The 25,841-nt window shown below is 54.5% G+C and carries 24 protein-coding genes; 16 read left to right on the top strand and 8 right to left on the bottom strand.

From position 1 onward, the window contains the following. Position 1 precedes the first annotated feature (1 nt). The 4 genes from otnK to WFP70_RS00665 all read left to right on the top strand — a co-directional run bounded on the left by otnK (position 2) and on the right by WFP70_RS00665 (position 4,131). Positions 2-1,261, top strand: coding sequence for a 3-oxo-tetronate kinase (gene otnK, locus WFP70_RS00650; RefSeq protein WP_337022337.1), 1,260 nt, complete (start codon positions 2-4; stop codon positions 1,259-1,261). Further along, positions 1,258-1,884 carry a 3-oxo-tetronate 4-phosphate decarboxylase gene (gene otnC, locus WFP70_RS00655; protein WP_034824702.1) on the top strand — a complete coding sequence of 209 codons (627 nt, stop codon included), beginning with the start codon at positions 1,258-1,260 and terminating at the stop codon, positions 1,882-1,884. The genes otnK and otnC overlap by 4 nt, the downstream gene beginning before the upstream one ends. Then, the gene (locus WFP70_RS00660) at positions 1,884-2,663 is read left to right on the top strand and encodes an HPr family phosphocarrier protein (protein WP_337022338.1); all 780 of its coding nucleotides are present in this window, start codon (positions 1,884-1,886) and stop codon (positions 2,661-2,663) included. The genes otnC and WFP70_RS00660 overlap by 1 nt, the downstream gene beginning before the upstream one ends. Positions 2,664-2,778: 115 nt before the next feature. Beyond that, the gene (locus tag WFP70_RS00665) at positions 2,779-4,131 is read left to right on the top strand and encodes a GntP family transporter (RefSeq protein WP_337022339.1); all 1,353 of its coding nucleotides are present in this window, start codon (positions 2,779-2,781) and stop codon (positions 4,129-4,131) included. Between the two features lie 155 nt (positions 4,132-4,286). Here the strand turns inward: WFP70_RS00665 and sbcB are convergent, their stop codons facing one another. Beyond that, positions 4,287-5,708 (bottom strand): exodeoxyribonuclease I, encoded by a 1,422-nt coding sequence (gene sbcB / locus WFP70_RS00670; protein WP_160832734.1) that lies wholly within the window; start codon positions 5,706-5,708, stop codon positions 4,287-4,289. Between the two features lie 199 nt (positions 5,709-5,907). On the opposite strand from sbcB, the gene dacD reads away from it, so the two are divergent. From dacD to tmaR, 4 genes are all read left to right on the top strand, one after another. Beyond that, on the top strand, positions 5,908-7,074 hold the full coding sequence (gene dacD, locus WFP70_RS00675) for a serine-type D-Ala-D-Ala carboxypeptidase DacD (protein WP_337022340.1): 1,167 nt from the start codon (positions 5,908-5,910) through the stop codon (positions 7,072-7,074). A gap of 88 nt (positions 7,075-7,162) precedes the next feature. After that, positions 7,163-7,627: a GyrI-like domain-containing protein gene (locus tag WFP70_RS00680; RefSeq protein WP_337022341.1), complete on the top strand. Its 465-nt coding sequence runs from the start codon at positions 7,163-7,165 to the stop codon at positions 7,625-7,627. A gap of 159 nt (positions 7,628-7,786) precedes the next feature. Further along, complete coding sequence (locus WFP70_RS00685) at positions 7,787-8,845, top strand: FUSC family protein (protein ID WP_034824691.1); 1,059 nt, start codon at positions 7,787-7,789, stop codon at positions 8,843-8,845. A gap of 161 nt (positions 8,846-9,006) precedes the next feature. Beyond that, entirely contained in the window at positions 9,007-9,327 is a 321-nt protein-coding gene (gene tmaR, locus WFP70_RS00690; protein ID WP_034824689.1) for a PTS system regulator TmaR, read from the top strand. A 97-nt stretch (positions 9,328-9,424) separates the two neighbouring features. On the opposite strand, the gene WFP70_RS00695 is transcribed toward tmaR, so the two are convergent. Continuing rightward, positions 9,425-10,492 carry a LacI family DNA-binding transcriptional regulator gene (locus WFP70_RS00695; RefSeq protein WP_337022342.1) on the bottom strand — a complete coding sequence of 356 codons (1,068 nt, stop codon included), beginning with the start codon at positions 10,490-10,492 and terminating at the stop codon, positions 9,425-9,427. 99 nt (positions 10,493-10,591) lie between these two features. Between WFP70_RS00695 and WFP70_RS00700 the strand changes: the two genes are divergently transcribed. Continuing rightward, the gene (locus WFP70_RS00700) at positions 10,592-11,359 is read left to right on the top strand and encodes a YdcF family protein (protein WP_337022343.1); all 768 of its coding nucleotides are present in this window, start codon (positions 10,592-10,594) and stop codon (positions 11,357-11,359) included. 95 nt (positions 11,360-11,454) lie between these two features. Here WFP70_RS00700 and WFP70_RS00705 read toward each other — a convergent pair whose 3' ends face one another. Next, complete coding sequence (locus WFP70_RS00705) at positions 11,455-12,372, bottom strand: ketopantoate reductase family protein (protein ID WP_337022344.1); 918 nt, start codon at positions 12,370-12,372, stop codon at positions 11,455-11,457. 214 nt (positions 12,373-12,586) lie between these two features. Here WFP70_RS00705 and fusA point away from each other — a divergent pair, with 214 nt between their 5' ends. Beyond that, entirely contained in the window at positions 12,587-14,686 is a 2,100-nt protein-coding gene (gene fusA / locus WFP70_RS00710) for an elongation factor G (RefSeq protein ID WP_097116691.1), read from the top strand. 109 nt (positions 14,687-14,795) lie between these two features. Here the strand turns inward: fusA and WFP70_RS00715 are convergent, their stop codons facing one another. Together WFP70_RS00715 and WFP70_RS00720 are read right to left on the bottom strand one after the other, a co-directional pair. Next, positions 14,796-15,581 carry a phosphate/phosphite/phosphonate ABC transporter substrate-binding protein gene (locus tag WFP70_RS00715; RefSeq protein ID WP_442956325.1) on the bottom strand — a complete coding sequence of 262 codons (786 nt, stop codon included), beginning with the start codon at positions 15,579-15,581 and terminating at the stop codon, positions 14,796-14,798. Further along, complete coding sequence (locus tag WFP70_RS00720; RefSeq protein ID WP_337022346.1) at positions 15,478-16,527, bottom strand: fatty acid desaturase; 1,050 nt, start codon at positions 16,525-16,527, stop codon at positions 15,478-15,480. Before WFP70_RS00720 ends, WFP70_RS00715 begins: the two co-directional genes overlap by 104 nt. Positions 16,528-16,744: 217 nt before the next feature. Here WFP70_RS00720 and WFP70_RS00725 point away from each other — a divergent pair, with 217 nt between their 5' ends. Then, positions 16,745-17,767: an LLM class flavin-dependent oxidoreductase gene (locus WFP70_RS00725; RefSeq protein WP_034824654.1), complete on the top strand. Its 1,023-nt coding sequence runs from the start codon at positions 16,745-16,747 to the stop codon at positions 17,765-17,767. A gap of 38 nt (positions 17,768-17,805) precedes the next feature. Here WFP70_RS00725 and WFP70_RS00730 read toward each other — a convergent pair whose 3' ends face one another. From WFP70_RS00730 to WFP70_RS00740, 3 genes are all read right to left on the bottom strand, one after another. Next, positions 17,806-18,633: a glycosyltransferase family 8 protein gene (locus tag WFP70_RS00730; RefSeq protein WP_337022347.1), complete on the bottom strand. Its 828-nt coding sequence runs from the start codon at positions 18,631-18,633 to the stop codon at positions 17,806-17,808. A gap of 20 nt (positions 18,634-18,653) precedes the next feature. Continuing rightward, a complete protein-coding gene (locus WFP70_RS00735; RefSeq protein ID WP_337022348.1) occupies positions 18,654-20,036 on the bottom strand; it encodes a D-arabinono-1,4-lactone oxidase in 1,383 nt (460 codons plus the stop codon). Between the two features lie 73 nt (positions 20,037-20,109). Beyond that, positions 20,110-20,751, bottom strand: a complete 642-nt coding sequence (locus WFP70_RS00740) for a TetR family transcriptional regulator (RefSeq protein ID WP_058962323.1) — start codon at positions 20,749-20,751, stop codon at positions 20,110-20,112. A 320-nt stretch (positions 20,752-21,071) separates the two neighbouring features. Between WFP70_RS00740 and WFP70_RS00745 the strand changes: the two genes are divergently transcribed. From WFP70_RS00745 to WFP70_RS00765, 5 genes are all read left to right on the top strand, one after another. Then, entirely contained in the window at positions 21,072-22,199 is a 1,128-nt protein-coding gene (locus WFP70_RS00745; RefSeq protein WP_337022349.1) for a methionine ABC transporter ATP-binding protein, read from the top strand. Further along, a complete protein-coding gene (locus WFP70_RS00750) occupies positions 22,180-22,836 on the top strand; it encodes a methionine ABC transporter permease (protein ID WP_058962320.1) in 657 nt (218 codons plus the stop codon). Before WFP70_RS00745 ends, WFP70_RS00750 begins: the two co-directional genes overlap by 20 nt. Before the next feature lie 242 nt (positions 22,837-23,078). Further along, positions 23,079-23,432: a type II toxin-antitoxin system RelE/ParE family toxin gene (locus WFP70_RS00755; RefSeq protein WP_337022350.1), complete on the top strand. Its 354-nt coding sequence runs from the start codon at positions 23,079-23,081 to the stop codon at positions 23,430-23,432. Between the two features lie 4 nt (positions 23,433-23,436). Beyond that, a complete protein-coding gene (locus tag WFP70_RS00760; protein ID WP_337022351.1) occupies positions 23,437-23,739 on the top strand; it encodes a helix-turn-helix domain-containing protein in 303 nt (100 codons plus the stop codon). Positions 23,740-24,366: 627 nt separating this feature from the next. After that, a complete protein-coding gene (locus WFP70_RS00765; protein WP_166932131.1) occupies positions 24,367-25,698 on the top strand; it encodes an MFS transporter in 1,332 nt (443 codons plus the stop codon). The last annotated feature ends 143 nt before the right edge of the window (positions 25,699-25,841 follow it).

Genomic DNA, 25,841 nt, shown 5'->3' on the forward strand with positions numbered 1-25,841 from the left:
CATGCGTTTAGGCGTGATTGCAGACGACTTTACCGGTGCAACGGATATTGCCAGCTTCCTGGTACAGAACGGTCTGCCTACCATTCAGTTCAACGGCGTGCCGGAAGGTCATGACGATGTGAGCGCGCAGGCGATTGTCATCAGCCTGAAGTCACGTTCTTGCCCGGCACAGCAGGCAATCGACCAGTCTCTGGCAGCGCTGGCGTGGCTGCAACAGCAGGGTTGCGATCGTTTTTACTTCAAATATTGCTCGACCTTCGACAGCACCGAACACGGCAATATCGGCCCTGTGACCGATGCACTGCTGGCCGCACTGGGCGAGACGCAAACGGTGATCTCACCCTCGCTGCCGGTAAACGGTCGTACCGTGTATCAAGGCTATCTGTTTGTTGCCGGCCAGCTGCTGTCTGAATCGGGCATGCGTCATCATCCGGTGACACCAATGACCGACAGCAATCTGGTGCGTCTGATGACGCGCCAGGCGAAAGGGCAGGCGGCGGTGATCAATGCTGCTCAGCTGGACAAAGGCGCGGAAGCGGTTCGTAAACAGCTGGGCGAGCTGAAAGCGCAGGGCATCAACTACGTGGTGCTGGATGCGCTCAACGAGCAGCATCTGCTAACCCAGGGCGAAGCGCTGAAAGAAACCGTGCTGGTGACCGGCGGTTCCGGCCTGGCAATCGGTATTGCGCGCGCCTGGGCCACTCAGCAGCAAAACAGCGATGCCGAGCAGGCCGGACGTCCACAGGGCGAACGTGCGGTGGTGATCTCGGGCTCTTGTTCGCAGATGACCAATCGTCAGGTTCAGGTCTATCGCCAGCAGGCGCCATCACATGAAGTGCTGGTGGAGCGCTGCCTCGACGATGCTGAAGGCTACGCGCAGGAATTGTGCGAGTGGGTTGCCGCGAATCACCAGCAGCCTTTAGCACCGCTGCTGTTTGCCACTGCTGACGCCCAGCAACTGCAGGCGATCCAGCAGCAGTATGGCGCGGCACGCAGTAGTGAAGCGGTTGAGCACTTGTTTGCCGCCGTGACCCGTGAGCTGAAATCACGCGGCTGGCAGCGCTTTATTGTCGCCGGTGGCGAAACCTCTGGCGTGGTCGCGCAAAGCCTGGGCGTAACGGCCTTCCACATCGGCCCGATGATCTCCCCTGGCGTGCCGTGGGTGCGTGACATCCAGCAGCCGCTGTCGCTGGCCCTGAAGTCAGGCAACTTTGGCGACGAACAATTCTTTGCCCGCGCACAAACGGAGTTCTCAGCATGACCGAACAACAAGCACGTGAAGAGATGGTGCAACTGGGCGCCTCCTTTTTCCAGCGCGGTTACGCCACCGGTTCAGCCGGCAATCTTTCACTGTTGCTGGAAGATGGCAATCTGCTGGCGACACCTACCGGCTCTTGCCTCGGCGAACTGCAGGCCGACCGCCTGTCAAAAGTGACGATGCAGGGCGAGTGGATTTCGGGTGACAAGCCTTCTAAGGAAGTGGCGTTTCACCGCGCGCTCTATCTAAACAATCCCGCCTGTAAAGCGGTGGTGCATCTGCACAGTCACTATCTGACAGCGCTTTCGTGCCTCAACGATCTCGACAGCGAAAACTGCATTCGTCCGTTCACGCCCTATGTGGTGATGCGCGTGGGCGATGTGCCGGTCGTACCTTATTACAAACCGGGTGATGACCGCCTGGCTGAAGATCTTGCGCAGCTCGCGCCACGTTACAACGCGTTCCTGCTGGCCAATCACGGCCCGGTAGTGGTGGGTAAATCGCTACGTGAAGCCGCGAATAACACTGAAGAACTGGAAGAGACCGCGCGTCTGATGTTCACGCTCGGCGACCGCTCTATTCGTTATCTGACTGATGGCGAAGTGGCGGAATTGAGGAATTACTGATGCCTAAGTTTGCAGCCAATTTATCCACGCAGTTCGGCGAAGTGCCGTTTATTGAACGCTTTGCCGCAGCGGCGAACGCCGGTTTCCGTGCCGTTGAGTTTCTGTTCCCGTATGACTATCCGGCCGAGGTGATCAAAGCCGAGCTGGAGAAACATCATCTGGAGTTGGTGCTGTTCAACACCGCAGCCGGAAACGTGCAGGCCGGGGAGTGGGGCGTATCCGCGATTCCTGGTCGTGAAGAAGAGGCGCGTGCCGATATCGATCGTGCGCTGGAATATGCCTTAGCACTGGGCTGCCCTCAAGTGCATGTGATGGCGGCAACGGTGCCAAACGGTGCCGATAAGGCGGCGTATGAAGAAACGTTTGTCCGTAATATGCATTACGCATCCGAGTGCTTTGCACCACACGGCATCCGCTTGTTACTGGAGGCACTCAATCCGATGACGAAGCCGAACTACCTCTACTCCAGTCAGTATCAAACGCTGGCGATGATGGAACGTATCGATCGTCCGAACGTGTTCACGCAATTGGATCTGTTCCATGCTCAGCTGGTGGACGGCAATCTCAGCCATCTGATTCGCGAATACGCTGGACGTTATCGCCATATTCAGATCGCCTCTGCGCCGCATCGTCACGAACCAGACGAAGGCGAAATCAACTATCCGTACCTGTTCAGCCTGCTGGATGAAGTCGGCTATGACGGCTGGGTCGGCTGCGAGTATTTCCCGCGCGGTCGCACCGAAGCGGGCCTCGGCTGGTTCGCGCCCTGGAAACAATGATTAATCTGGCTACAACGACTGCGCATAGCGCAGTTGCTGCAGTTTATTGTACGTTGCGCCAACACCATAACTTTTAATGTTCTGAATAATATAATAATTATCTCTGAGGTATTGCATGACTACCACTCTGTTACTCTCTATTGCGGTGATTAGCGTTGTATTGCTGTTGCTGTTAGTTATTAAGGCAAAAGTGCATCCTTTTGTCGCATTGATTGTCGCCAGTTTATTTGTAGCGTTAACCACTGGAATACCCGCTGAGAACATCATGAAGGTGATTCTGGGTGGGATGGGCAGTTTGCTGGGCGGAATTGCCGCACTCATCGTGCTGGGGGCTATTCTGGGTGCGGTGATTGAAGCGTCTGGCGGAGCCGATGTATTGGCTAAGCGTTTCACGGAGTTGCTTGGACCGCAACGCATGGTGGCAGCACTGACCATTGTGGCGTTTGTGTTGGGGCTGCCGGTGTTCTTTGATGTGGGCTTTATAATCGTGGTGCCGTTGATTTACGGATTCGCTAAGGTATTGCGTCTTTCACCGCTTAAGTTCGGCCTCTCAATGGCTGGAATGATGTTGATGGTGCACGTCGCTGTGCCAACGCATCCCGGTCCTGCTGCGGCGGCCAGTTTGCTGAATGCTGATATTGGTTGGTTAATGATGCTGGGCATTGGGGTTTCCATCCCGGTCGGCATCATTGGCTACGTTGTCGCAAAAATGTTGAACCGCAAAAACTATCACTTATCAGTAAATGTGCTTGAGCAGGTTCAGCTCACCACGAATAAAGATGAGCAGAAAACCGTCAAGAACCCGCCTTCAGCAGGCTTGGTTGCCGGTTTAATCGTCTTGCCTATTTTCCTCATCATGATTGGAACCTTGGTGCCACCACATCTCACTCCGGGATCGACGGCACATGGCATTCTCACGTTGCTGGGCGCACCGGCAATTGCATTGCTCATCACCCTGGCGCTGGCAGTATGGCAATTAGGATTTCGTCGTGGTTGGGGCAAAGACAAGGTTGAAGCACTCTCAAATACGGCTATCGCCAACGCTGCTGGTGTGATTCTGGTTTCGGGGGCGGGTGGTGCATTTGGCAAAGTATTGGTTGAGTCGGGCGTGGGTAAGGCACTGGCAGGGTCACTGTCGGCCATCCACTTGCCGCTGATTCCTGCGGCATACATTCTGTCATTGGCGTTACGCGCCTCGCAGGGATCGGCGACAGTAGCCATCGTCACCACTTGTGGTTTGCTGACCAGTGCCGTAACCGGATTGGCTGATATGCAATTGGTTCTGGTGGCGCTTTCAGCCTGCTTTGGTGCACTAGGCCTGTCGCACGTGAATGATTCCGGCTTCTGGGTGGTAACGCGCTATTTAGGTTTGTCGGTAGCTGATGGTTTGAAAACCTGGACAGTGTTGACCACTGTGATGGGACTGCTTGGCTTCCTGTTCACGTGGGTGATTTGGGCCATGCTTTAAGGCAGTTTTTCCTTCTAATCCCTCTCCCATAAATGGGAGAGGGAGCCAATCTAGCGACGACAACAGAATGGCAACCATCTTAAACATCTCTCGATCAACCCTTTATTCCTGTGGGAGAAAACGTTGATGAGGTCATCAGGCCGCAGAGAACCACACTACGACACCAACTCCTGCGCATACAAATACAGTGCTTTCAGCTGTGCCATCTTCTCCGCGTTATCCTCATGCAAACTCGCTAACGACTCCAGCTCTAACAGGAACGCCTGCACGCGATCGGCATTCAGCGCTTCACGGCGATGCTGCAACCAACGCTGCTGCTCTTGATCATCCAGCGTGCCGGGGAAGTTACGCGCACGATAGCGGAACAGCAGTTTCGCAATGCGTTTGTCGTCGAAGGTCAAATCCAGCGCCGGTAGATTTTGCGGCGGCGTTTGGCGCACGATGTTCATCGCTGCGCGATCGGCATCGCTGAAGAAGCCGTCATACAGTTGCGCATCGACATCATCCGATGGCTTGAACGGCTCAGCTTCCGCAAACAGCGTCACCGCTTTCTCACGCACTTCAGCGTGCTGACGCAGCAGCGCCAGGTTCGCCAGACAGCGTTCTCGATCTATATTCAGGCGTGCAGCATCTTCAGGACGTAAGGTATTCGCTGGGGCTAACACCGGGCATTTATTAATGTGCACCAGTTTAATCGGCACAGCTGCGCGACCATCCAACTCACTCTGTTTGGTGTACAACCGCTCGCGCAGTTCATCCGCATCCAGTTCCAGCAGCGGGGACATATCGCCCGCCAGATCCACCACGATCAGCGCATTACGATTATCCGGATGCCATGCGACAGGCACTACCCAGCTGGTGTTGCCGCGCGCCGCGCCGAACATGCCGGAGACGTGCACCAGCGGCTTCATCTGCGGAATATCAATCAGGTTCATCAGTTTCTGCTTGTTGCGATGGGTAAACAGAAACTCAAACAGCTTCGGCTGCTTCTCTTTCACCAGTTTCGCCATCGCCAGCGTGGCATACACATCCGACATCGCATCGTGCGCCTGTTCGTGCGCCACGCCGTTGGCCTTGGTGAGATGTTCCAGTTTGAAGCTGGGGAAGCCGTCATCATTTTCCGGCCAGATAATGCCTTCCGGGCGCAGGGCATAACAGGCGCGCATCACATCCAGCAGATCCCAGCGCGAGTTACCGTTTTGCCAGCTCCAGCCGTAAGGATCGAAGAAGTTGCGATAGAAGATATTGCGCGTCACTTCATCATCGAAGCGCACATTGTTGTAACCGATCACACAGGTTTGTGGCTCAGTAAACAGCCCATGAATGCGTTCAGCAAATGCCGTCTCTGTTACGCCGCGCGCTTTAGCCACCTGTGGCGTGATGCCGGTGATCATCACCGCTTCCGGCTGCGGCAGATAGTCATCAGCGGGCTGGCAGTAAAACACCTGCGGTTCACCTACGGCGTTGAAATCTTTATCGGTGCGCAGCCCGGCAAACTGCGCCGGACGGTCCAGTGAGGGACTTTTACCGAAGGTTTCGTAATCGTGAAACAAAAAGGTGAACTCAGAGGCGGGCACGGCAGTATCCTGGCAATAGAAAATCAACGCACAGAATAGTCGTGTGCAGCAGGCAGCACAACCTTGTTTACCGCTGCTGTGGGCAGGCGCACAGCATTTGTCCGCAGTTCATACTTTTTTTCAATTTATTCAACTATCCAGGCGCTAATTGCCGTAAAACGTGCGGCGGTAAATTCATTTTTGATTTGAGGAAGAAGTGTTGAAAAGGCGTCTGCTGGTAACTGTATCTGGAATGATTGTTTGGGCATCACTGGCACACGCTGACGACAGCATGCCATTCCCACTGACGCCTCCGCCGATCGATGCGGCTTCATGGGTGTTAATGGACGCCACCACGGGCCAGATCCTCACTGCCGCCAATCCCGATGAAGAGCGTAACCCGGCCAGCCTCACCAAGCTGATGACTGGCTACGTAGTGGATCGCGCGGTTGATCAGAAAAAAATCACCCGTGATGATGTGGTCACCGTGGGTAAGGATGCCTGGGCTGCAGGTAATCCGGTGTTCAAAGGCTCCTCACTGATGTTCCTCAAGCCCGGCGACAAAGTGACGGTACGCGATCTGATGCGTGGCGTGATCATCGATTCCGGCAATGACGCCTGTGTGGCGCTGGCGGATTATGTGGCGGGCAGCCAGGACAGCTTCGTCAATATGATGAACAACTACGTACAGAAGCTCGGTCTGACGCATACCCATTTTGAAACCGTGCACGGCCTCGATGCGCCGGGTCAGCACACCACTGCGCGCGATTTGGCGGTGCTGTCACGCGCTATTATCAGCGGTGAGCAGGACTTCTACGCCATGTACGCGGAGAAAACCCTGAGCTGGAACGGCATCACGCAAAATAACCGTAACGGTTTGTTATGGGATCAAAACCTTCACGTTGATGGCATGAAAACAGGCCATACTGAATCAGCTGGCTTTAATATCATCGCCTCAAATGTGGTGGGTCGTCATCGCCTGATTGCGGTGATCATGGGCGGTAAGAGCTCGAAAGGGCGTGAAGAGCAGGCGCGTAAACTGCTGGTGTGGGGTCAGAACAACTTCGATACCGTGCAATTGTTCCATGCAGGTAAGAAAATCGGCACCGAAAACGTCTGGTACGGCAATCCGCACAAAGTGGATGTCGGCACCACTCAGGATATTTATCTGTCTCTGCCGCGCACCGAAGTTTCAAACGTCATGGCGAAATATGTGATTGAGCGTAAAGATCTGGAAGCACCGCTGAAAGCCGGTGAGCAGGTGGGTGAAATCCAGGTAATGGACAAAGACAAGCAGCTGGCGAGCTATCCGCTGTATGCCCTACAAGGTGTGGATAAAGCCGGCATCATCACGCGTATCAGTGACTACGTAAAACAGAAACTGTAATCCGCAGCGGATAGCTGAGTCGCTCCCATGGCTCAACAGCATGGGAGTGAAACAGTGAGGCTTTCTGCTGCTGAACGGAGGCAAAGGCATGAAAGCATCTATCGTTGAACGCAATCCTCAAAGCTGGCTGGGCTACCATTTGCAGGGTCCGTGGCAGGAAACCGTGCCGCGCGGATTTAACCAGCTAAAAAGCTGGGTCGAGCAGCATGGTCTCGAAGGCGAATGGCTGGCCATCTATTACGGTAATCCTGAAGTTCTTCCGCCGGAAGAGCTGCGCGTTGAAACGGTGATCACTGCGCCCACCGATGCTGTGCCCTCCTATGGTGACGACATCGAGCAAGGCCTGCTGCCCGGTGGGCAATATTTTCATGCGCGCATGGAAGTGATGAACAACGATTTCTTCACCGCCTGGCACAGCCTGTTTGATCATCTCAAGACGAAAACCGACTGGCACGTGGATAACCGTCCCTGCTTCGAACACTACCTTTCCGACGGCTCTGACAGCGGCGACTGGCTGGTGGATATGTACATTCCGGTACGTGGAGCCGACTAATATCATCAGTGCGTTACTTCTATGTTTCATAAGAGAAAATAAGATGTAGCGCACTTGTTGAATCGCAAAAAAAGAGCGGAAATAGTGCTGCGCAGCACTCAATGTTCGTGTCGCGCCAGGGTAACATAGCGTGCAAATTTTTATCGTTCCCGGACCACCATGTTACGCGCCGACAAACCCATCTCTGCCATTGAGTTCTGGTTCTACCGCCACTATCGCGCTGTGCACGGCGTGCGCATCGCTATCGCCTTTGTGCTCTGTTTTCTGTTTGTGCGTTTGACGGATATTCCGGAAGGCACCTGGCCGCTGATCACCCTGGTGGTGGTGATGGGGCCGATCTCGACCTGGGGCAATGTGTTTCCGCGTGTGATCCAACGCATCAGCGGCACCTTTGCCGGACTGGCATCGGGTTTGATTGCTCTGAAGCTGGAACTGATCTCGCTGCCGATGATGTTGTCATGGTGCTTCGTGGTGATGATTATTTGCGGCTATCTGACGCTGGGTAAACATCCTTATATGGCGCTGTTGATTGGTATCACGCTCGGCGTGGTGGTGGGTGCTCCGGCCGGTGACTTCACTGTGGCGCTGTGGCGTGGCGGCGATGTGATCCTGGGTTCGATTATGGCGCTACTGTTCAGTGCGATTCTCGCTCAGCGCGCCTACACGCACTGGCGCATTCAGCTGTCCGATTCATTTCTGGCGATGGCGAAACTGCATCACACCGGCTTTTCCGCTAACCTGCTGGAAAAACCCCGACTCAACAAACCCTTCCAGAAACAGCTGACCAGCGTTATTAAGATGCGCGCACTTCTGGAACCGGCCAGCAAAGAGACGCGCATTCCTAAATCGGTGTTTGAAGCGATTCAGACCATCAACCGTAATATGGTTAACACGATGCAGATGCAAATTGATGCATGGTGGTCATCACGTGAGAGCCACCTGTTGCTGCTCAATGCCCCTACGCTGCGCCGCAGTCAGAAAATGACCGAAGACACGTTGAACGCGCTGGCCACATTGATGGTGAAAGGGGAGACGGAAGGCGTGATCGCCAACAGCCATGAACTGGAGGAGATCACCCAGGAACTGGAACAGTTGATTGCCAACCGCAGCGGGCGCTTAGAGACCACGGCGATCTATGGCTACGTGTGGTTGAGTCTGGAACAGGCGCGTCAACTGGAGCGCATTACGGACCTGGTCCGTCTGGCACTGCGCAAATAGTTTTCTCAGGCAATGACTTAATGTGAATCACCCTTTCTTTGCGCTAAGATAAGTGCCAGTCCGAAATTAGCTGTGAAAATTGCGAATCCAGCTAGCAAGCCGCTAAGCTGTAGCTCATGACTATTCCGCCTGCCGCGGCAGGCTCAAAGAAAGGTGCCAACATGGAAAATGCCAAGCAATCATTTCAGGACGTTCTGGAGTTTGTACGTATGTTTCGTCGTAAAAACAAACTGCAGCGCGAAATCGTGGATAACGAGAAGAAAGTCCGTGATAACCAGAAACGTGTGTTGCTGCTGGACAACCTGAGCGAGTACATCAAACCAGGCATGAGCGTTGAGGCGATTCAGGAAATCATTGCATCCATGCGTGTGGACTATGAAGACCGCGTCGATGAGTACATCATCAAAAATGCTGACTTGTCGAAAGAGCGCCGCGAGCTGTCGAAGAAGTTGAAAGCGATGGGTGAACCAAAGCCGCAGTAAAAATGTTGGGACCGTAAGGTCCCAAATTTTTTGCAGCGTAACGGCTTCCGCACTGCCTGCCGTGGCGTGCGCAATAGCCTGTGCTGCTTTAACCTGGTCAGGCTTTGGGTTTTAATTGTCGCGCTAATGCCTGCAACTGACCGGCGATATCCGCTATATCCACATCCCCTTGCATCGGCGCAGCTGTCGTTTCGCGCAATATCAGCTCGGTTACCAGCGGCAGGGGCTGTACGGCTTCTCCGGCCAGTTCCGCCAACAAGCGGTCCACAGATACCGCACCCAACTGCTGCAAATCCTGACGCACGGTGGTGAGCGGCGGCTGATACCACGCGCTCTCGGCAGTGTCGTCATAACCAATAATCGACATCTCTCCAGGAATTTTCACGCCGTGTTGGTGCAGTGCACGCATCGCCCCAAGCGCCATCTGATCGTTCGCCACCAGCAGGGCCTGTGGCAGGCGATCCGGCAGTAAGTGCAATAGCGCCTGATACCCGGATGCCGCACTCCAGTCGCCATGCAGTACGCATATTGGCTGCAACTGGTGTGACGATAACGCCCGTTGCCATGCAGTGAAGCGCGCCCGCGCCGAAGCCGAACTTTCAGGCCCGTTCAGCACGCCAATCTGCTGGTGGCCCAGCGCGACGAGATGCTCCACTGCCTGCTGCGCACCCGATTCACTCTGATACTGGCACTGGCTGACAGCAGCATGTTGTTCAACATCGAGAAACAGCACAGGCTTGCTGCCGCACTGCTGCTGCACCTGCGCCGCCTGTTCAGCATCGAGCGGCAGGTTGATGAGTAGTGCATCCACGCGCTGCGCCAGCAGTTCATTCACTGTGTCCTGGGCATTTCCGGCCGCATTCGCCATGGCGATCACCAGATGGTAACCCTGCGCGGCGGCACGTTCATGGATCGCTGAGGCAATCTGTGCCGGGGCCATCAATGCCAGATCGCTGGTGGCCAGCCCCAGCGTGCGCGTGGCTTTTCCTGCCAGCTGCTGTGCCACGCGGTTGGGTACATAGTTCAGCTGTTGCATCGCGGCTTCGACTTTGGCGCGCGTGCGTGGCGAAACCTGCACGGAATGGTTGAGCACACGGGAAACGGTCTGGTAGGAAACCCCCGCCAGTGCAGCGACATCATCGAGGGTAACGGAACGCGCAGTCATAAACTCTCCTGAATCTGATAGCGGCGAGTGTAGCAAATTTTTCTCTGCTGTCGCGGAGTTAAGCCGCTACACTGCCAGTGTTAATGCGAGGAGAACGCGATGCAGCTCAATAGCCAACAGATTCAGGATATCAATACGCTTGCGGCCTGGCTGGCGCTTGACCACATGCCGACAGATGGCACGCTCGAGGTTGATTTGGCAATTCTTGCCGGTCACGCGGTACTGCCCAACGTTGAAGGTGTGATTGCACTGGCGAAGAAGTATCAGCTGCCTCTGATGATCAGCGGCGGTATCGGTCATTCCACGGTGTTACTGGCGGAGATGATCGCTAATCATCCCCTTTATCGTCAGATTTCAACCCAAGGTAAAAGCGAAGCAGAGTTGCTGGGCGACATGGCGCGGGTGTTTGCCGCACTGCCGGACGAGCAGCTGCTGCTGGAAACCGCCTCACGCAACTGTGGTGAGAATGCCGCTTTCAGCCAAAAACTGCTGGATGAGCAGAAGTGGCAGCCGCAGCATGTATTGCTGGTGCAGGACCCACTGATGCAGCGACGTACCTGGGAAACCTTCCGCTACCAGTGGCGCGACCGCACCGATGCGCCTGAATTTATTAGTTGGCCGGTGTTTGTTCCGCAGGTCATGATGGATGCGGGTATGCTGCGCATTATCGGTGCGCCACCGCAAGGATTGTGGTCGATGGAGCGTTTTCTTTCGCTGCTGATGGGCGAGATCCAGCGCCTGCGCGATGATGAAAACGGCTACGGTCCACGCGGCAAAGGTTTCCTCGGGCATGTGGATATCCCGGACGAGGTAGAAGCAGGCTGGCAGCGCTTGATGCAACTGAAAGGCGTGCAGTCGCGGCTTTGAACATCAGGTCACTAGCAACAGTGACCTGACAAACCGCACAAGGGTGCGCTTTATGCGCACCTGGCTCGAAAACCGCAACGGTTAACGTGGCGCAACTATGCGCTGCGATTCTGCAAATACACCTGCAAATTCACATACACTGCATTCAACAACGGCGTCACCACGCCACTGCGTGCGCCTCGCACCAGCAGATCGCCAATCACCTGGTCCGCCTCAATCTCATAACCCTGGGTTAAGTCGCGATACATCGAGGAGGTCATCGCCACCTGCGGATTATTTAGCGTCTCATAAATCTTTGCCGTTACCGCTGGCCGTTCCTGATAGCCGTCAGCACCAAGCACGGAAAGCACCTCAGTAAAAATCCCCTGCAACAAGGCTTCACCACCTTGGGATCGCAACACCTGTTGGGTATTACCTCGCGCGATGCAGCACACCGCCCCTAAGGTGCTCAGCAGCAGCCACTTCTCCCACAGTTCGCTGATAATGTTGTCAGCAAAGACCGTGTCGAACTGCGCGATGTTCAGCGTCTCATCGACACGTTGCAGACGTGCATCATTGTGCCCATCGAGTGCACCGTAGTAGAGGATATGCAGTGGCGTCATCTGCACCACTTCACCTTGTTCACCCAGCGTGGCGTTGATTTTGCACAAGCCGCCAATCACCTTGTCGCCAAAGCGTGCGCGCAGCGTATCGATATGCCGCATGCCGTTGAGGATCGGCATGATCAGTGTTTCTGGCCCGACGGCGGGTGCGATATCCTCGATAGCCTGATCGAGCCCGAAGCTTTTCACCGTCAGAATGATCAGATCAAACTGGCCTGACAGCTTGCCGGTTTGCGCCAGCTGTGGGTGAATCACTTCTGTGCCGCCCGGTGTTTTTAGCACCAGACCGTTTTTTTGCAGTTGCTGAAAACGGCGCTCGCGCACCAGAAAAGTCACATCACGTCCTGCTTGCGCCAGACGTGCACCGAAATACCCGCCGGTGGCACCGGCGCCGACAACCAGAATGCGCATGGTTAGATTTCCCGTTGAGAGTGAGACCCTTACCATAAATCGGGAAGGGTTAAGCTTGCCAGCCCGTAAATGCTGAAACCGATGCAAGATTTTCACGATGGCTAAAAAAGGCTCAAACTGTTCGTATTTATTCGTACAATGGGTCTATGCTGTTGCGCAGCGGCGGGCAATGGTGCTCGCCCACTTTTCCAGTCGAACAGACTAAGGACGCATCATGCCCCGACCCCTACCTATCGAACGTTATCGCAATATCGGCATCTCCGCGCACATCGATGCCGGCAAAACCACCACCACTGAGCGCATTCTGTTTTACACCGGGATGAGCCACAAGTTGGGTGAAGTGCACGATGGCGCGGCAACCACCGACTGGATGGCGCAGGAGCAGGAGCGCGGTATTACCATTACCTCGGCGGCGGTAAGCTGCTACTGGCCGGGCATGGATGGCAGCTTCACGCCGCACCGCATCAACATCATCGACACACCCGGACACGTCGATTTCACCATCGAAGTGGAGCGATCCATGCGCGTGCTGGATGGTGCCGTGATGGTGTATGACGCCGTCGGTGGCGTACAGCCGCAATCGGAAACCGTGTGGCGCCAGGCCAACAAGTATCATGTGCCGCGCATTGCTTTCGTTAATAAGATGGATCGCCAGGGTGCGGACTTCTTCCGCGTGGTGCAGATGATGAAAGATCGTCTGCATGCCAACCCCGTGCCGATTGTGATTCCGATTGGTGCGGAAGAGCACTTCGCAGGCGTGGTGGATCTCAACAAAATGCGCGCCATCTATTGGGATGACGCCAGCCAGGGCATGACGTTCAGCTATGCGCCGATCCCTGATGAATTGCAGGCGCTGGCTGCCGAATGGCGCGAAAACATGGTGGCCGCTGCGGCGGAGGCCAGTGAAGCGCTGATGGATCGTTATCTGGAGCAGGGCGACCTGAGCGAAGAAGAAGTGATCGCCGGATTGCGTCAACGCACCCTGATTGGCGAGATCCAGCCGATGCTGTGCGGCAGCGCCTTCAAGAACAAAGGCGTGCAGCGCATGCTCGATGCAGTGATTGAGCTGATGCCATCGCCGCTGGACGTGCCGCCGGTTTCCGGTGTGAATGAAAAGGGTGAGCATGACGAACGTCATGCGGATGATGACGAACCGTTCTCGGCGCTGGCGTTCAAGCTGATGAGCGATCCTTACGTCGGTCAACTGACCTTTGTGCGCGTGTATTCAGGTGTGCTGCGCAAAGGCGATAGCGTGTGGAATGCGGTGAAAGGGCGCAAGGAGCGCATCGGGCGAATCGTGCAGATGCAGGCTAACGATCGCATCGAAATCGAGGAGATTCGTGCGGGTGATATAGCTGCCTGTGTCGGTTTGAAAGAGGTGACGACTGGCGAAACGCTGTGCGATCCGAATGCGGTGATCACCCTGGAACGCATGGAGTTCCCGGACCCGGTAATTTCGCTGTCGATTGAGCCGAAAACAAAGGCAGATCAGGAGAAAATGGGGCTGGCGTTGCAGCGTTTGGCCGCAGAAGATCCGTCATTCCGCCTGCACACCGATGAAGAGTCGGGGCAGACGATTATCTCCGGTATGGGTGAGTTGCATCTGGAGATCATCGTTGATCGCATGAAGCGTGAATTCGGTGTGGAAGCCAACATTGGTCGGCCACAGGTCACCTATCGCGAAACCATTCGTAAGACGGTGCGCGATGTGGAAGGCAAGTTTGTGCGTCAGTCGGGCGGTAAAGGTCAGTATGGTCATGTGGTGCTGACGCTGGAGCCGCAGGCAGCAGGCGCAGGTTTTGCCTTTGAAGATGCCACCAAGGGCGGCGTAGTGCCACGCGAGTTTATTCCTTCTGTGGAGAAGGGGATTCGTGAAGCGCTGAACAGCGGTGTGCTGGCGGGTTATCCGGTGGTAGACCTTAAGGCCACGCTGACCTTCGGTTCGTATCATGACGTCGACTCCTCGGAAATGGCGTTCCGTATGGCCGCGATTTTTGGTTTCAAAGCGGCGGCTAAACAGGCCGATCCGGTGATCCTTGAGCCGGTGATGCAGGTGGAGGTGGAAACGCCAGAGGATTACGCCGGTGGGGTGATGGGCGATCTCTCTTCGCGTCGCGGTACGCTGCAAGGTATGGATGAGCGCTTTGGTGCGCGCATCATCCGAGCCGAAGTGCCGCTGTCAGAGATGTTTGGCTATGCCACCACGCTGCGATCCATGTCGCAGGGCCGTGCCACTTACAGCATGGAATTTGCGCATTACGCTGAAGCGCCACGCAATGTGGCCGAGGGAATTATTGCGTCACGCGCAGAGTGATTTTTTGGGCGGCAAGGATGCCGCCTTTAAGCTGCGCGATATATTGCGTATAGCTGCAGCGCGATGAAAGATGGTCGTTGCGCGATAAATTACATCGCGGCTGTTCAAATCACAGCAACTTCACACCGTATTCCGCTGCTTGATCTTCCCACGCTTGCACCTCATCGTAAAACGCCCGCTCTGGCACCGCAAAACCGCTGATTAGACTCGCTGCCAGCAGCTGCTGATACTTCTTATCAGTAGTGAGTTCGGTCAAAGCGCTGCGCAGATGCTCAAGCGTTTTGGCATCGGTTTTTGCTGAGGTGATTAACGGCAATGCGGCACACAGCGGCGTTTCGCCAATGATCTCTAACCCGGCCAGTTCTTCAGGGTGATGAGCACGCAGCAGCGCCCAGGTGATGCAATCGATCGCCGCGATATCCGCTCGCTGTTCACGCAACGCGGCCAACGATTGACGATGACTGCCACTCTGCAGCGCTTCACTGAAGAAATGCCCGTCGTGTGCCAGTGGCGCGATCACGTAGCGCAGCGAATTGTAGCCCGAGTGCGAGTCATCACTGTTGCACACCGCGCGGCGACCACGAAAATCGCTCAGGGTGAGATTTTCATCCTCTTTGCGCGCCACCAGCCAACTGCGATAGCGCAGTCCCTCACAGCCTTGCGCGCTGGATTGAAATGCCCCAACCAGTTGCACATCAGGCAATAAAGCCACCAGCGGATAGCCGCAGGTCTGGCTTAACAGCAAATCAGCGTCGCGCCAGTGGGGTAAGAGATCGCTGTGCCACTCAACCTCAGCCTGCACGCCGCGTTGTTGGAGCAGCGTCGTTAGCGCAGCGGTCAGGCCAAGCGTCGTTGGATGATGGATATCGTACATCGGCAGTGAAATGATCGGCATGCTGTGCATCCTTGTGCGTTCCCGGATGGGCGTTAACGTTGACCGGTTTGCGCCAGAAGCGCAGCAACCACTCGCCATAACCCGCGACGCGGAAACCGTGATTGCGCTGATGGTAGCCGTCGCGATACAGCAGATAGACTTTGCGCAAGCCGTACCAGGGCAAACCGGGCAGATCGTGATGTACAGAATGATAGTTGAGATTCAGAAATAGCCAACGCCACGGCCAGGCGGCTTCATTGTTCACGGAGCGGGCCAGCGGGGCTTCTTCTGCGCGATGCTCGTAGAAAGAACGTATTTTGGTCAACGCCAATGCCGGATAACTCACGGCAACCACGAACCACAGCGGCGACAATCCTTGCTGCTGCATCCAGTAGAAAAGCCCAGCCAGCAGCGTCAGATGAATCACCCACATCGAAATAGCGGCACGATCACGCGCCAAAAGCATCATCTTCAGGGTCGCCACGATATCCAGCAGCGGACCTAACAGCAAACGGCCGGGAAACGTATTACGCAGGTGAATCAAGCGTTGCTGCCACGGCTTAAGCTGTGCCCAGCGTTCCGGCGACAGGTAATAGGTTTCCGGATCTTCATCCGGTTCGGTGAGGGTGTGATTGCGGTGATGTGCCAGATGGGAATCGCGATACAGCCCATAGGGATACCACACCGCCAGCGGCAGGGTACCTAACAGCTGATTGAGCCCTGGAAAACGCGTGGGATGGCCATGGATCAGCTCATGCTGCAGCGACATATACCAGGTGGTGAAAACAATCAGCAGCAGAGTGGTTAAAAACAGACCCAGCGTTTGCCAATAGATGACGCAGCCAAACCAGCCGCCATACACCCCGACCATCAGCGCCCAGGTGGGCAGTTCACTGCGCCACAGCCAATTGCGGCCCAGCTGATGCACCACTTCACGCTGCTGTGCGTTGATATAGTCGTTTGCCATGCGGATGCCATAAACCTGTGAATCGAATGAATTCCCCGCAAGATGATTGATCACCGTGATAAACACAAAGACCGTGTTTTTATGACTTATGCAAAAAAGTTGATGAAGCGCGCGAAAACTATTGGCTATCAGTCACCTCTCGCCTGGCGTAACCTTTCTCCATCGAAACCTAATGCATCATGTGCGGGCCAGCGCGGTCCCCCTGGAGAATTTCACCATGAAAAAGATTGGCTTCTTATCCTTTGGTCACTGGACCCCGTCATCGCAGTCAGCCACCCGTTCCGCTCAGGACGTGTTACTGCAATCCATCGATTTAGCCGTGGCTGCAGAAGAGCTGGGCGCGGATGGCGCTTACTACCGCGTACACCACTTTGCGCGTCAGTTAAGCTCGCCGTTCCCGCTGCTGGCGGCAGTCGGTGCCAAAACCAATCGCATTGAGATTGGTACTGGCGTGATCGATATGCGTTATGAAAACCCGCTGTACATGGCAGAAGATGCCGGTGCGGCAGACCTGATTTCTAACGGTCGTCTGCAACTCGGTCTCAGCCGCGGCTCCCCGGAGCAGGTGATTGAAGGCTATCGCTACTTTGGGTTTAACCCGAAAGAGGGTGAAACCGATGCCGATATGGGACGTCGTCACACCGAAGAGTTGCTGGAAGTGCTGCGCGGTGAGGGTTTTGCTAAACCGAATCCACAGCCGATGTTCCCGAATCCACCGGGCTTACTGCGTCTGGAGCCATTCTCAGAAGGGCTGCGTGAGCGTATCTGGTGGGGTTCCGGTTCAAATGCGACATCAGTTTGGGCAGCACAGCAGGGCATGAATCTGCAAAGCTCCACACTGAAGGATGATGAAACTGGCGAACCGTTCCACATTCAGCAGGCGAAACAGATTCGCGCTTACCGTGAAGCCTGGAAAGCCGCCGGGCATCAGCGCACGCCGCGTGTGTCAGTGAGCCGCAGTATTTTTGCGCTGACCAATGACATCGACCGTGCTTACTTTGGTCGCAGTGGTCAGGATCAGGACTCCGTGGGCTTCCTCGATGAGAAAACCCGCGCCATCTTTGGTCGTAGCTATGCGGCAGAGCCAGAGCAGTTGATCAAACAGCTGGCTCAGGACGAAGGAATCGCCGAAGCCGATACGCTGCTGCTCACCATCCCTAACCAGCTGGGCGTGGATTACTGTGCGCACGTGATGGAAAGTATTCTGACCCATGTGGCACCGGAACTGGGCTGGCGTTAAAACTAAAGAGGCGCACTTTGTGAAGTGCGCCTCTTTTCTTAATTCACCCCTAATTCCCACCACAGCTTATCCAGCGCATAGTAACGGTCGCGTTCGCTTTCAGATTGATTGAGATCGCGCTTCCACGGCTTGGCCAGAATAAAATGCAGGTTTTTTACATCCTCTTCACGCCACATAGCGCTGTGCTGGAATGGCAGCGTTTTCAGCGCGTTGTAGATATACGGCAGCGGCAGCCAGCGATGTTCAAACACTTCATTAAGCAAATCCTGTTCAGAGAACGGATAGCGGCGTAAATCAGTGATGGCAGCGACTTTCTGCTGTAGCCAGTTAAACACCTCTTCATCCGGTTCGAGCACCAAAAAGCCACCATTCAGATAGCGGTCCAGGCTGGCAGGTGCCGCTTCACCGCGATCCTGCCAGGTATAATGGCAATTTTCCGGCTGCCAGCTGGCGGGATAACTGGCGATTTTATTCGGATTGCAGCGACAAGCGTGACAGGCGGCCAGCGCATGATCGCCGAGATCCAGCGTAAACAGCTCATCCATATTGCGCAGCACCAGCATGTCGGCATCGAGAAACACCACGCGATCGCAGCCGGTCAGTTCCCATGCCCGCAGCTTGCTCCACACTTCACCAAATTGCGCAGAGGCATAATGCTGCTCCAGTTCAGCATTCGGCATCAGAGGCTCGACCGGATGAATCACACAGCCTAAAGCCTGCAAATCTTCACGTGTTTCGATGTCAATCGCATCGGTCACCATCACAATCAATGGCCATGCGGTTTCGCTGCGTTTTAGTGAACGGTGCAGCGCTTTCACGCCGATAAAATAATCCGGTTGTGTCAGTAGTGTTACCCAGGCGTACATAAATCCTCCCCCGTCAAAATTTAATCAAACAAAGCCGTGACATAGTCATTGCTAAAACGACGCTGCGGATCGAGTTGTTCCCGCACCGCGCGAAACGCATCCCACTGTGGATAGATATCCCGCCAGCTGTAGCGCTGCGGATCGTAGTATTTGCCCCAGTGCGGTCTTCCGCCTTCTGCTGCCAGCAATTTCTCGACCTCGGTGAGGAAATGCAAACCGTCCTGTGACAGCGAACCGTCATCGGCGTAATAGACCACGAAGCCAAAGAAACAGGTCGGCTGCTGATAAGCTGGACTGAGCCAGGCTTCTGACGCGCCCGTGCAGCGCAGAATGATGGGGTAGTGCATGTGCGGATGATTCTTCGCATACCAGGCTTTGATTTTGCCGATAATTTCCGGTGTTTTATCCAGCGGCACGCCAATTTCCACGTTGATTTGCGGCACGGCAATGCCGCGACAAAACAGCTGGTAGATATCGCCGCTGAGGTCGGTGAAATCACGAAAACGCGTGACGGTGCGGAACTGCTTGCCACCTTTACCTTCTATTTGTGTATCACGATGCATCTGCGCCAACGTCTGATCGATGGTGTCATTCAGACTGCTGTCGGTATCATCGCCATGTTCAATCACCTCGCCGCCATTGGCGTGCCAGGCCTGAGCATCGGCTTCATTAGCGGGGTTGGCATTCCAGACGTGCATCAGGTTGTCATCAACAAACCACCAGGCTTTGCTCAGTTCATACTGTTGATTCCAGCGCGGCAGATCCTGCTCCAGCGTATCCGCAGACTCGGCAAATTTATGGCAGGTAAACAGGCGAAACGGCTGGGTGCGCATCGTCACGGCGGTCACAATCCCCAGCGAACCTAATGAGGTTTGCGCCGCAGGGAAATCACTATCGCCACGTTGAAACTCCCGCACGCTGCCGTCGGCCATAACCATGCGGATGCTTATCACTTCATCCGCCAGTGAACTCTGATCCAATCCCTGGCCATGGGTGCCCGTCGCTATCGCGCCCGCCAGCGTCTGAACGGATATCACGCCTGGCGAACAGCCTAACATGCGATTGCGCGCGGTGAGTGCGTCGAACACCTGCTGCAGCAGCGTGCCTGCCGCGAAAGTGATGCTGTCGTTATCCTCTCCCAATACGCCTTGCATGGCGCTGAGATCGAGTAACAGATCGTCGGCATTCACACACAGCATGCGGCCGGGTGATAAACGGCTGCCGATGACGCGCACTTTGCCTGTTGACGAACTCAGCAGCTGTTGCAGTTCGGCTTCGTTTTGCGGCTGATGGACTTGCTCACGCTGGCCCACCACGGTGTTTTGCGCCCAGTTCCACAGGACACTGTCGTGCTCGGTATTTTGCGGGTTGCGAAGGGGGTAAAGGAGGGAATCTCTGTTCACTACGGCGTTCCTTATACTGAGTCTGTGACGGTCCCAAAACTTTAAGCGTAGACCATCACAGCACTGCCCAGGTTTAAGGTGCCTTGCAGATGTAGCGCAGCGTTGCGGTCACGGCCAGTTGGCGGTTACGACGGATGCTGTCCTCTTCCGTATCCTCAGGGGTGAACAGGAAGTGGAAGGTGTAGCGGTTGGCGACGTGGTGCACACAGATACTGCTCAATAAGCGGTGCACGTCCACGGTGTTCAGGCCATCAATAAAGATGCCTTGCTGCTGACCGCGCGTCAGAATGTCATCCAGCAGATCCAGCGTACTTTTGTTCAACGCTTTGATGCGCTCGGACTGCACAATGTAGCGACCGCGCAACAGGTTTTCCGTACACACCAAACGCATGAAATCCTGATGGGTGGCGTGATAGTCGAAGCTGGCTTCGACCAGTTTAATCATCGCCTGTTCGGGTTCCATCTGTGCAAGGTTCAATCCGGTTTCGTGTTCACGAATCGCCTGATAGACCTGCTCCAGCACCTCGATATACAGCTTCTCTTTATTGACGAAGTGATACACCACCATGCGTTTGGTGGTTTGCGCGTGTTCAGCAATCTGCTCAAGGCGTGCGCCCTGCATACCGAACTCGGCGAAGGTCTTCAGGGCACCGGCAAGGATGCGTTTTTTCAGCCCTTCCGGGTCATTTTTACGTTTCGTTGTAGTGTCCGACATAGCGCTCAATTACAGGTCAATCAAAACGGCATGGTATCACAGCCGTCCGTTCACTTGTGGCGATGCGAGCGGCTGTGTGTCTTTATTCTTTTCAGGAATAGCATTCCCGGATAAATCATAATGCAGGAATAAGCATCTGCGTATACTGCGGCTATCTGTTCATCACGACAGTGTACTTTGGCCGCTGCAATTATAACGATGAGGAAATAACTATGCATACACGCCTGGCATCCGCCAAAACGACACTCTTGTTAACCGCTGGCGCTTTACTGCTGGCGAGCACTAAAGGCATCGGTGAAACGGCCTGGTAAGGATCTAGCATGACGATTTTCACAGGAGTCGAAGCGCCGTTTAGCGCGTTAACGCGTGGCGTGGTAGAGAATGCGCAAGACCGTGAACGTCTTGCTCGCGAAAGCGGCAGCGTGGTGCGCTTGCAGGGCGTTTCACGTCGCTTTGGGCAAACTCAGGCGCTGCGCGATATTTCACTGACGGTGCAGAAAGGTGAAATTCTCGGCCTGATTGGCCGCAGTGGTGCGGGCAAATCGACGTTGATTCGCTGTCTGAACGGGCTGGAGCAACCTGACGAAGGCGTCATTGAAATCGAAGGCCGGAAAATTACCGGCCTGTCGGAAAAACAGCTGCAATCTGTGCGTAGCCGCGTCGGTATGGTGTTCCAGCACTTCAACCTGCTGACGGCGAAAACCGTGGCGCAGAATGTCGCGTTGCCGCTGAAAATTGCCGGTCTGGATAAGGTGCAACGTGGCCAACGCGTGGCGGAATTACTGGAATTGGTGGGGCTGGCGGACAAGGCACAGCACTATCCGGCGGCGCTCTCAGGCGGTCAGAAACAGCGTGTTGGCATTGCTCGTGCACTGGCGGCAAGTCCGGCACTGCTGCTGTGTGATGAAGCAACTTCAGCACTGGATCCTGAAACCACCCGTTCTATTCTCGCGCTGCTTAAATCGCTCAACCAAAAACTGGGTATCACGATTCTACTGATCACCCATGAAATGGAAGTCATCAAGTCGGTGGCACACCGCGTGGCGGTGATTGACTCGGGTGAAATCATTGAGCAAGGCCCGGTGTGGGAGGTGTTTGCGCATCCGCAATCCGAGCTGACGCGCACCTTATTGCGTGGTTTACTGCCGCAGCTACCGGAAGCGCTGGCCGCACGGGTTACCGAGAGGAGACAGGGCGAGGCAATTTACAGCGTGCACTTTGCTGGCGAGGACGCGCAGGGCGATTTGCTGACCCGATTTGCGGCGGCGTTGCCGGGCAAGTTCCACTTATTACAGGGCGGCATCGATCATATTCAGCACTACGCCGTGGTGCGTTTTTTTATCGCGCTTCCGGTCGCCAACGTGGCCGATGAGCAACAGATTCTCAGCTGGCTGCGCGGGCAGCAGGCGCAAGTGGAGTTAGTCGGTTATGTCGCCAGTGATGATTGATTTATTGCTCAACGCGTTGGGCGAAACGGTGTTGATGACGCTGATTTCAGGATTGTTTTCACTGGTTGCCGGTTTACCGTTGGGGCTGATTCTGGTGATGACCAGCGCAGGCGGCATTGCGGAACATCGTGGTATTAACCGGGTGCTGGGGCTGGTGATCAACGGCTTCCGCTCGCTCCCTTTCATCATTTTGCTGGTGGCGCTGATTCCGTTTACCCGCTTTCTGGTCGGTACGTCACTGGGGACGTGGGCGGCGATAGTTCCACTGTCGATCACCGCAACGCCGTATTTTGCTCGCGTGGCTGAAGTGTCACTGCGCGATGTGGATCGCGGCCTGATTGATGCGGTACGCGCGATGGGTGCCAGCAAGCTCCGTATCGTCTGGGATGTTTTAATCCCAGAAGCGCTGCCCGGCATTCTCTCGGGGTTTGTGGTGACGCTGGTGGCATTAATCGGCGCATCGGCGATGGCGGGAGCGATTGGTGCGGGCGGGCTGGGAGATCTGGCAATCCGCTACGGTTATCAACGATTTGAAACTTCCGTGATGATTGCGGTGATCGCGGTGTTGATTGTGCTGGTGTGTGGCATTCAGTGGGTTGGCGATCGACTGGTGCAGCACATCGATAAGCGACACTAGACTTCGCGCATTGCATTCCATCATTGGCGACAGCAACGCAGATGTGGCACCTTTACCGCCCGCCGTGGATTAATATCGTCGTTGATTCTGTTCATGCCCGCTCTGGATAACTTAGCGGGCATTTTTTTGGAATCCTTATCGACATGTTTTAACAGAACAAGTGCATGATTCAAACTGCCTCGCCACACTGATTATCGCCTTTAACCTATATAGCATTTGACCTATATCGCAAGGAGCGTATCATGTGGCAAATAATTACAACGGACACGTTTGATGATTGGCTTGTAGCGCAAGACGACACTGACCGAGCCTGCGTTCTGTCCGCAATGATTGTATTGCAGCAAGCTGGCCCCGCATTATGCAGGCCCTACGCCGACACCCTGAAAGGCTCTCGCTTTAGCAATATGAAAGAGCTTCGCATTCAGAGCAAAGGTGATCCTATTCGGGCATTTTACGCATTTGACCCCTGGCGCAGCGGTGTGTTGCTTTGTGCAGGTCATAAGAGTGGCAATGAAAAGCGTTTTTATGCTGAGCTGATCCCGCTCGCAGATAAAGAATTCACCCATCATCTTCAACGCGAAGAGAGAAAGGAGTAACGACATGGGCAGAACACTCAAACAGATTCTAGCATCTGAGAAGTCTGAGGTGGTGGCTAAAGCTAACGCCATGGCTGAAGAAGTATTGTTAAATATTCACCTTGCTGAATTGCGTGAAAGAGTAAACAAAACGCAGGTAGAGATAGCGCAGCAATTAAATATTAAACAACCCACCGTTGCTGGAATGGAAAAACCTGGCCGGGATTTAAAACTCTCGACGCTGAAGCGCTATGTTGAAGCCGCTGGCGGAAAACTGCGTATCAACATCGAGCTCCCCGATGGCTCGCATTATGAGTTTGTTGTTTAATTCCCTTCTTTGACTTTCTATCCGCGAAAAAACAGTGCGATCTGGCGCACTGTTTCGCGTACTTGCACGCCGACTCACTCCTACCTGCCTGCTCCCCAACCCATGAAAATCCATCCCACCACGTAACTTTTTGCATACATGAAAAATACAAAGGAAATACAATTAAGTAGTATGATTTTACCGTGGTTTAAAATTAATTGATTAATTTTCAATGAGTTATACGTATAACTTTTTCGAATTATTTTTTCAGATGAATTTTGGAGATGATCACAATCTCAAGTTTTGGGTGTCCTGGGCATGTTTACACCACCTGAAATTCAGCATAGTTTGAACATGGAGTTAACCTGTGATTAACAGACAAAAGCGAACAAATGCGTATTGGGTCAACACACCGCTAAACAATGATGAAGACAGACGATCTGCAAGTGGGTCATGCTTAATTTCATTATTTATGTTCAGGGATTAAACGCAGGGTTTTTCAATTTCGAGGTCAATTTCTTTTTCAAAGAAATACCTAAATCAGTCAATGATGTTTTTTCTGTTTCTTTAACGTTCCGCCAAATCATTTTTGATTTGGACAGATCGCTGCGTCTGCAGAGAAATGAATAATTCAGGAGAGACCCTGTTATGAGCAACACCAATATATCCATTGAAGATGTCCCGCTTAATAATTTTCACCAGTTAATGTCGCTGCGCGCGGGTGGCGGTTGGATCCTTGATGGCTACGTGCTGAGTATCATCGGCGTGGCGATCGTGCAGTTTTCCCAACATCTGCAACTTGATACCTTCTGGCAGGGCATGGTGGCCGCTTCAGCGATGCTCGGCACCTTCTGCAGTGGTTTTCTCGGCGGATGGTTGACCGATATTGTGGGTCGTCGTCGCCTGTTCTTTGTCGGGCCAATCCTGTTTATCCTGGGTTCGGTCGGCACTTTCTGGGCGGAATCGGCCCTCACGCTGTTTATCCTGCGTTTCCTGGTGGGTGTCGGGGTGGGATTAGAATATCCAGTCGCTGGTTCATTGCTGACCGAATTCCTGCCGCAAAAGCATCGTGGTAAACGTTTGGCCGGTTTGACCATTCTCTGGTTTGCCGGTGCAGCCCTGGCTTATATCGTGGGTAACCTCATTCTCTCGATTGGCGGTGATGCCGCATGGCGTCTGGTACTGGCCAGCCCGGCCGTGCTGGGGGTACTCCTTTTCGTTCTGCGCATCGGCACGCCGGAATCACCACGCTGGTTAGTCAGTAAAGGTCGTTTCAATGAGGCTGAGCAGATCATCAAGAAAGTCTACGGTCCAGAATTCTCGCTGAAAAATATGCCAGCGGAGTCAGTGGAAGCCAAAGTCACGTTGAAAGATTTGGTGCGCTCTGGCTATGGCAAACGTATGTTGTTTGTCTCGGTGTTCTGGAGTGCAGCGGTCGTACCGATGTTTGCGGTGTATTCGTTCGCACCCGTAGTACTGAAAGCCCTGAATCTGGATGGCGAATGGGCCTCACTGGGTTCGATAGCCATCACCTTGCTGTTTGTGGTGGGCTGTGTTGTGGCAACCCGTTTGATTGATAGCATGGGCCGCCGCCGTCTGATCATCCACAGCTTTTTATGGTCAAGTCTGGCGCTGTTGGCATTGGGGATGTTCTCCCACGGTTCTGAAATGCTGGTACTGGTGATGTTTGGTGCTTACGCGGTATTTATCGGCGGAGCACAGGTGCTGGAGTTAGTGTATCCGAACGAGCTGTTCCCAACGGAAGTGCGTGCCTTCGCTGTCGGTATGGGTTCATCCATGTCACGTATCGGTTCTGCCGCTGGAACCTGGCTGGTACCGATTTCCCTGCAAAATCTGGGCATCGAATACACCATGTATGCTGCAGCGATTGTTTCCTTTATTGGCCTGCTGGTCTCGGTTTGGCTGGCACCGGAGACGCGTAATATGACGCTGAGTCAGGCGGCTTCGCTGGCGCGGTAGTAGAAAGACGACATTTCCAGAATGACAAAAACCCGCTCGAGGGAACCTGAGCGGGCTTTTTTCATTTTACATCTCTGACCAAGAGGGCTTTGCTAAGAGCACATTAACAACTCCTCGTTATGGAGTGGAGGTTATTATCTCTG

The organism is Pantoea sp. USMM079 (assembly GCF_037153115.1).
GTDB lineage: Bacteria > Pseudomonadota > Gammaproteobacteria > Enterobacterales > Enterobacteriaceae > Pantoea > Pantoea communis.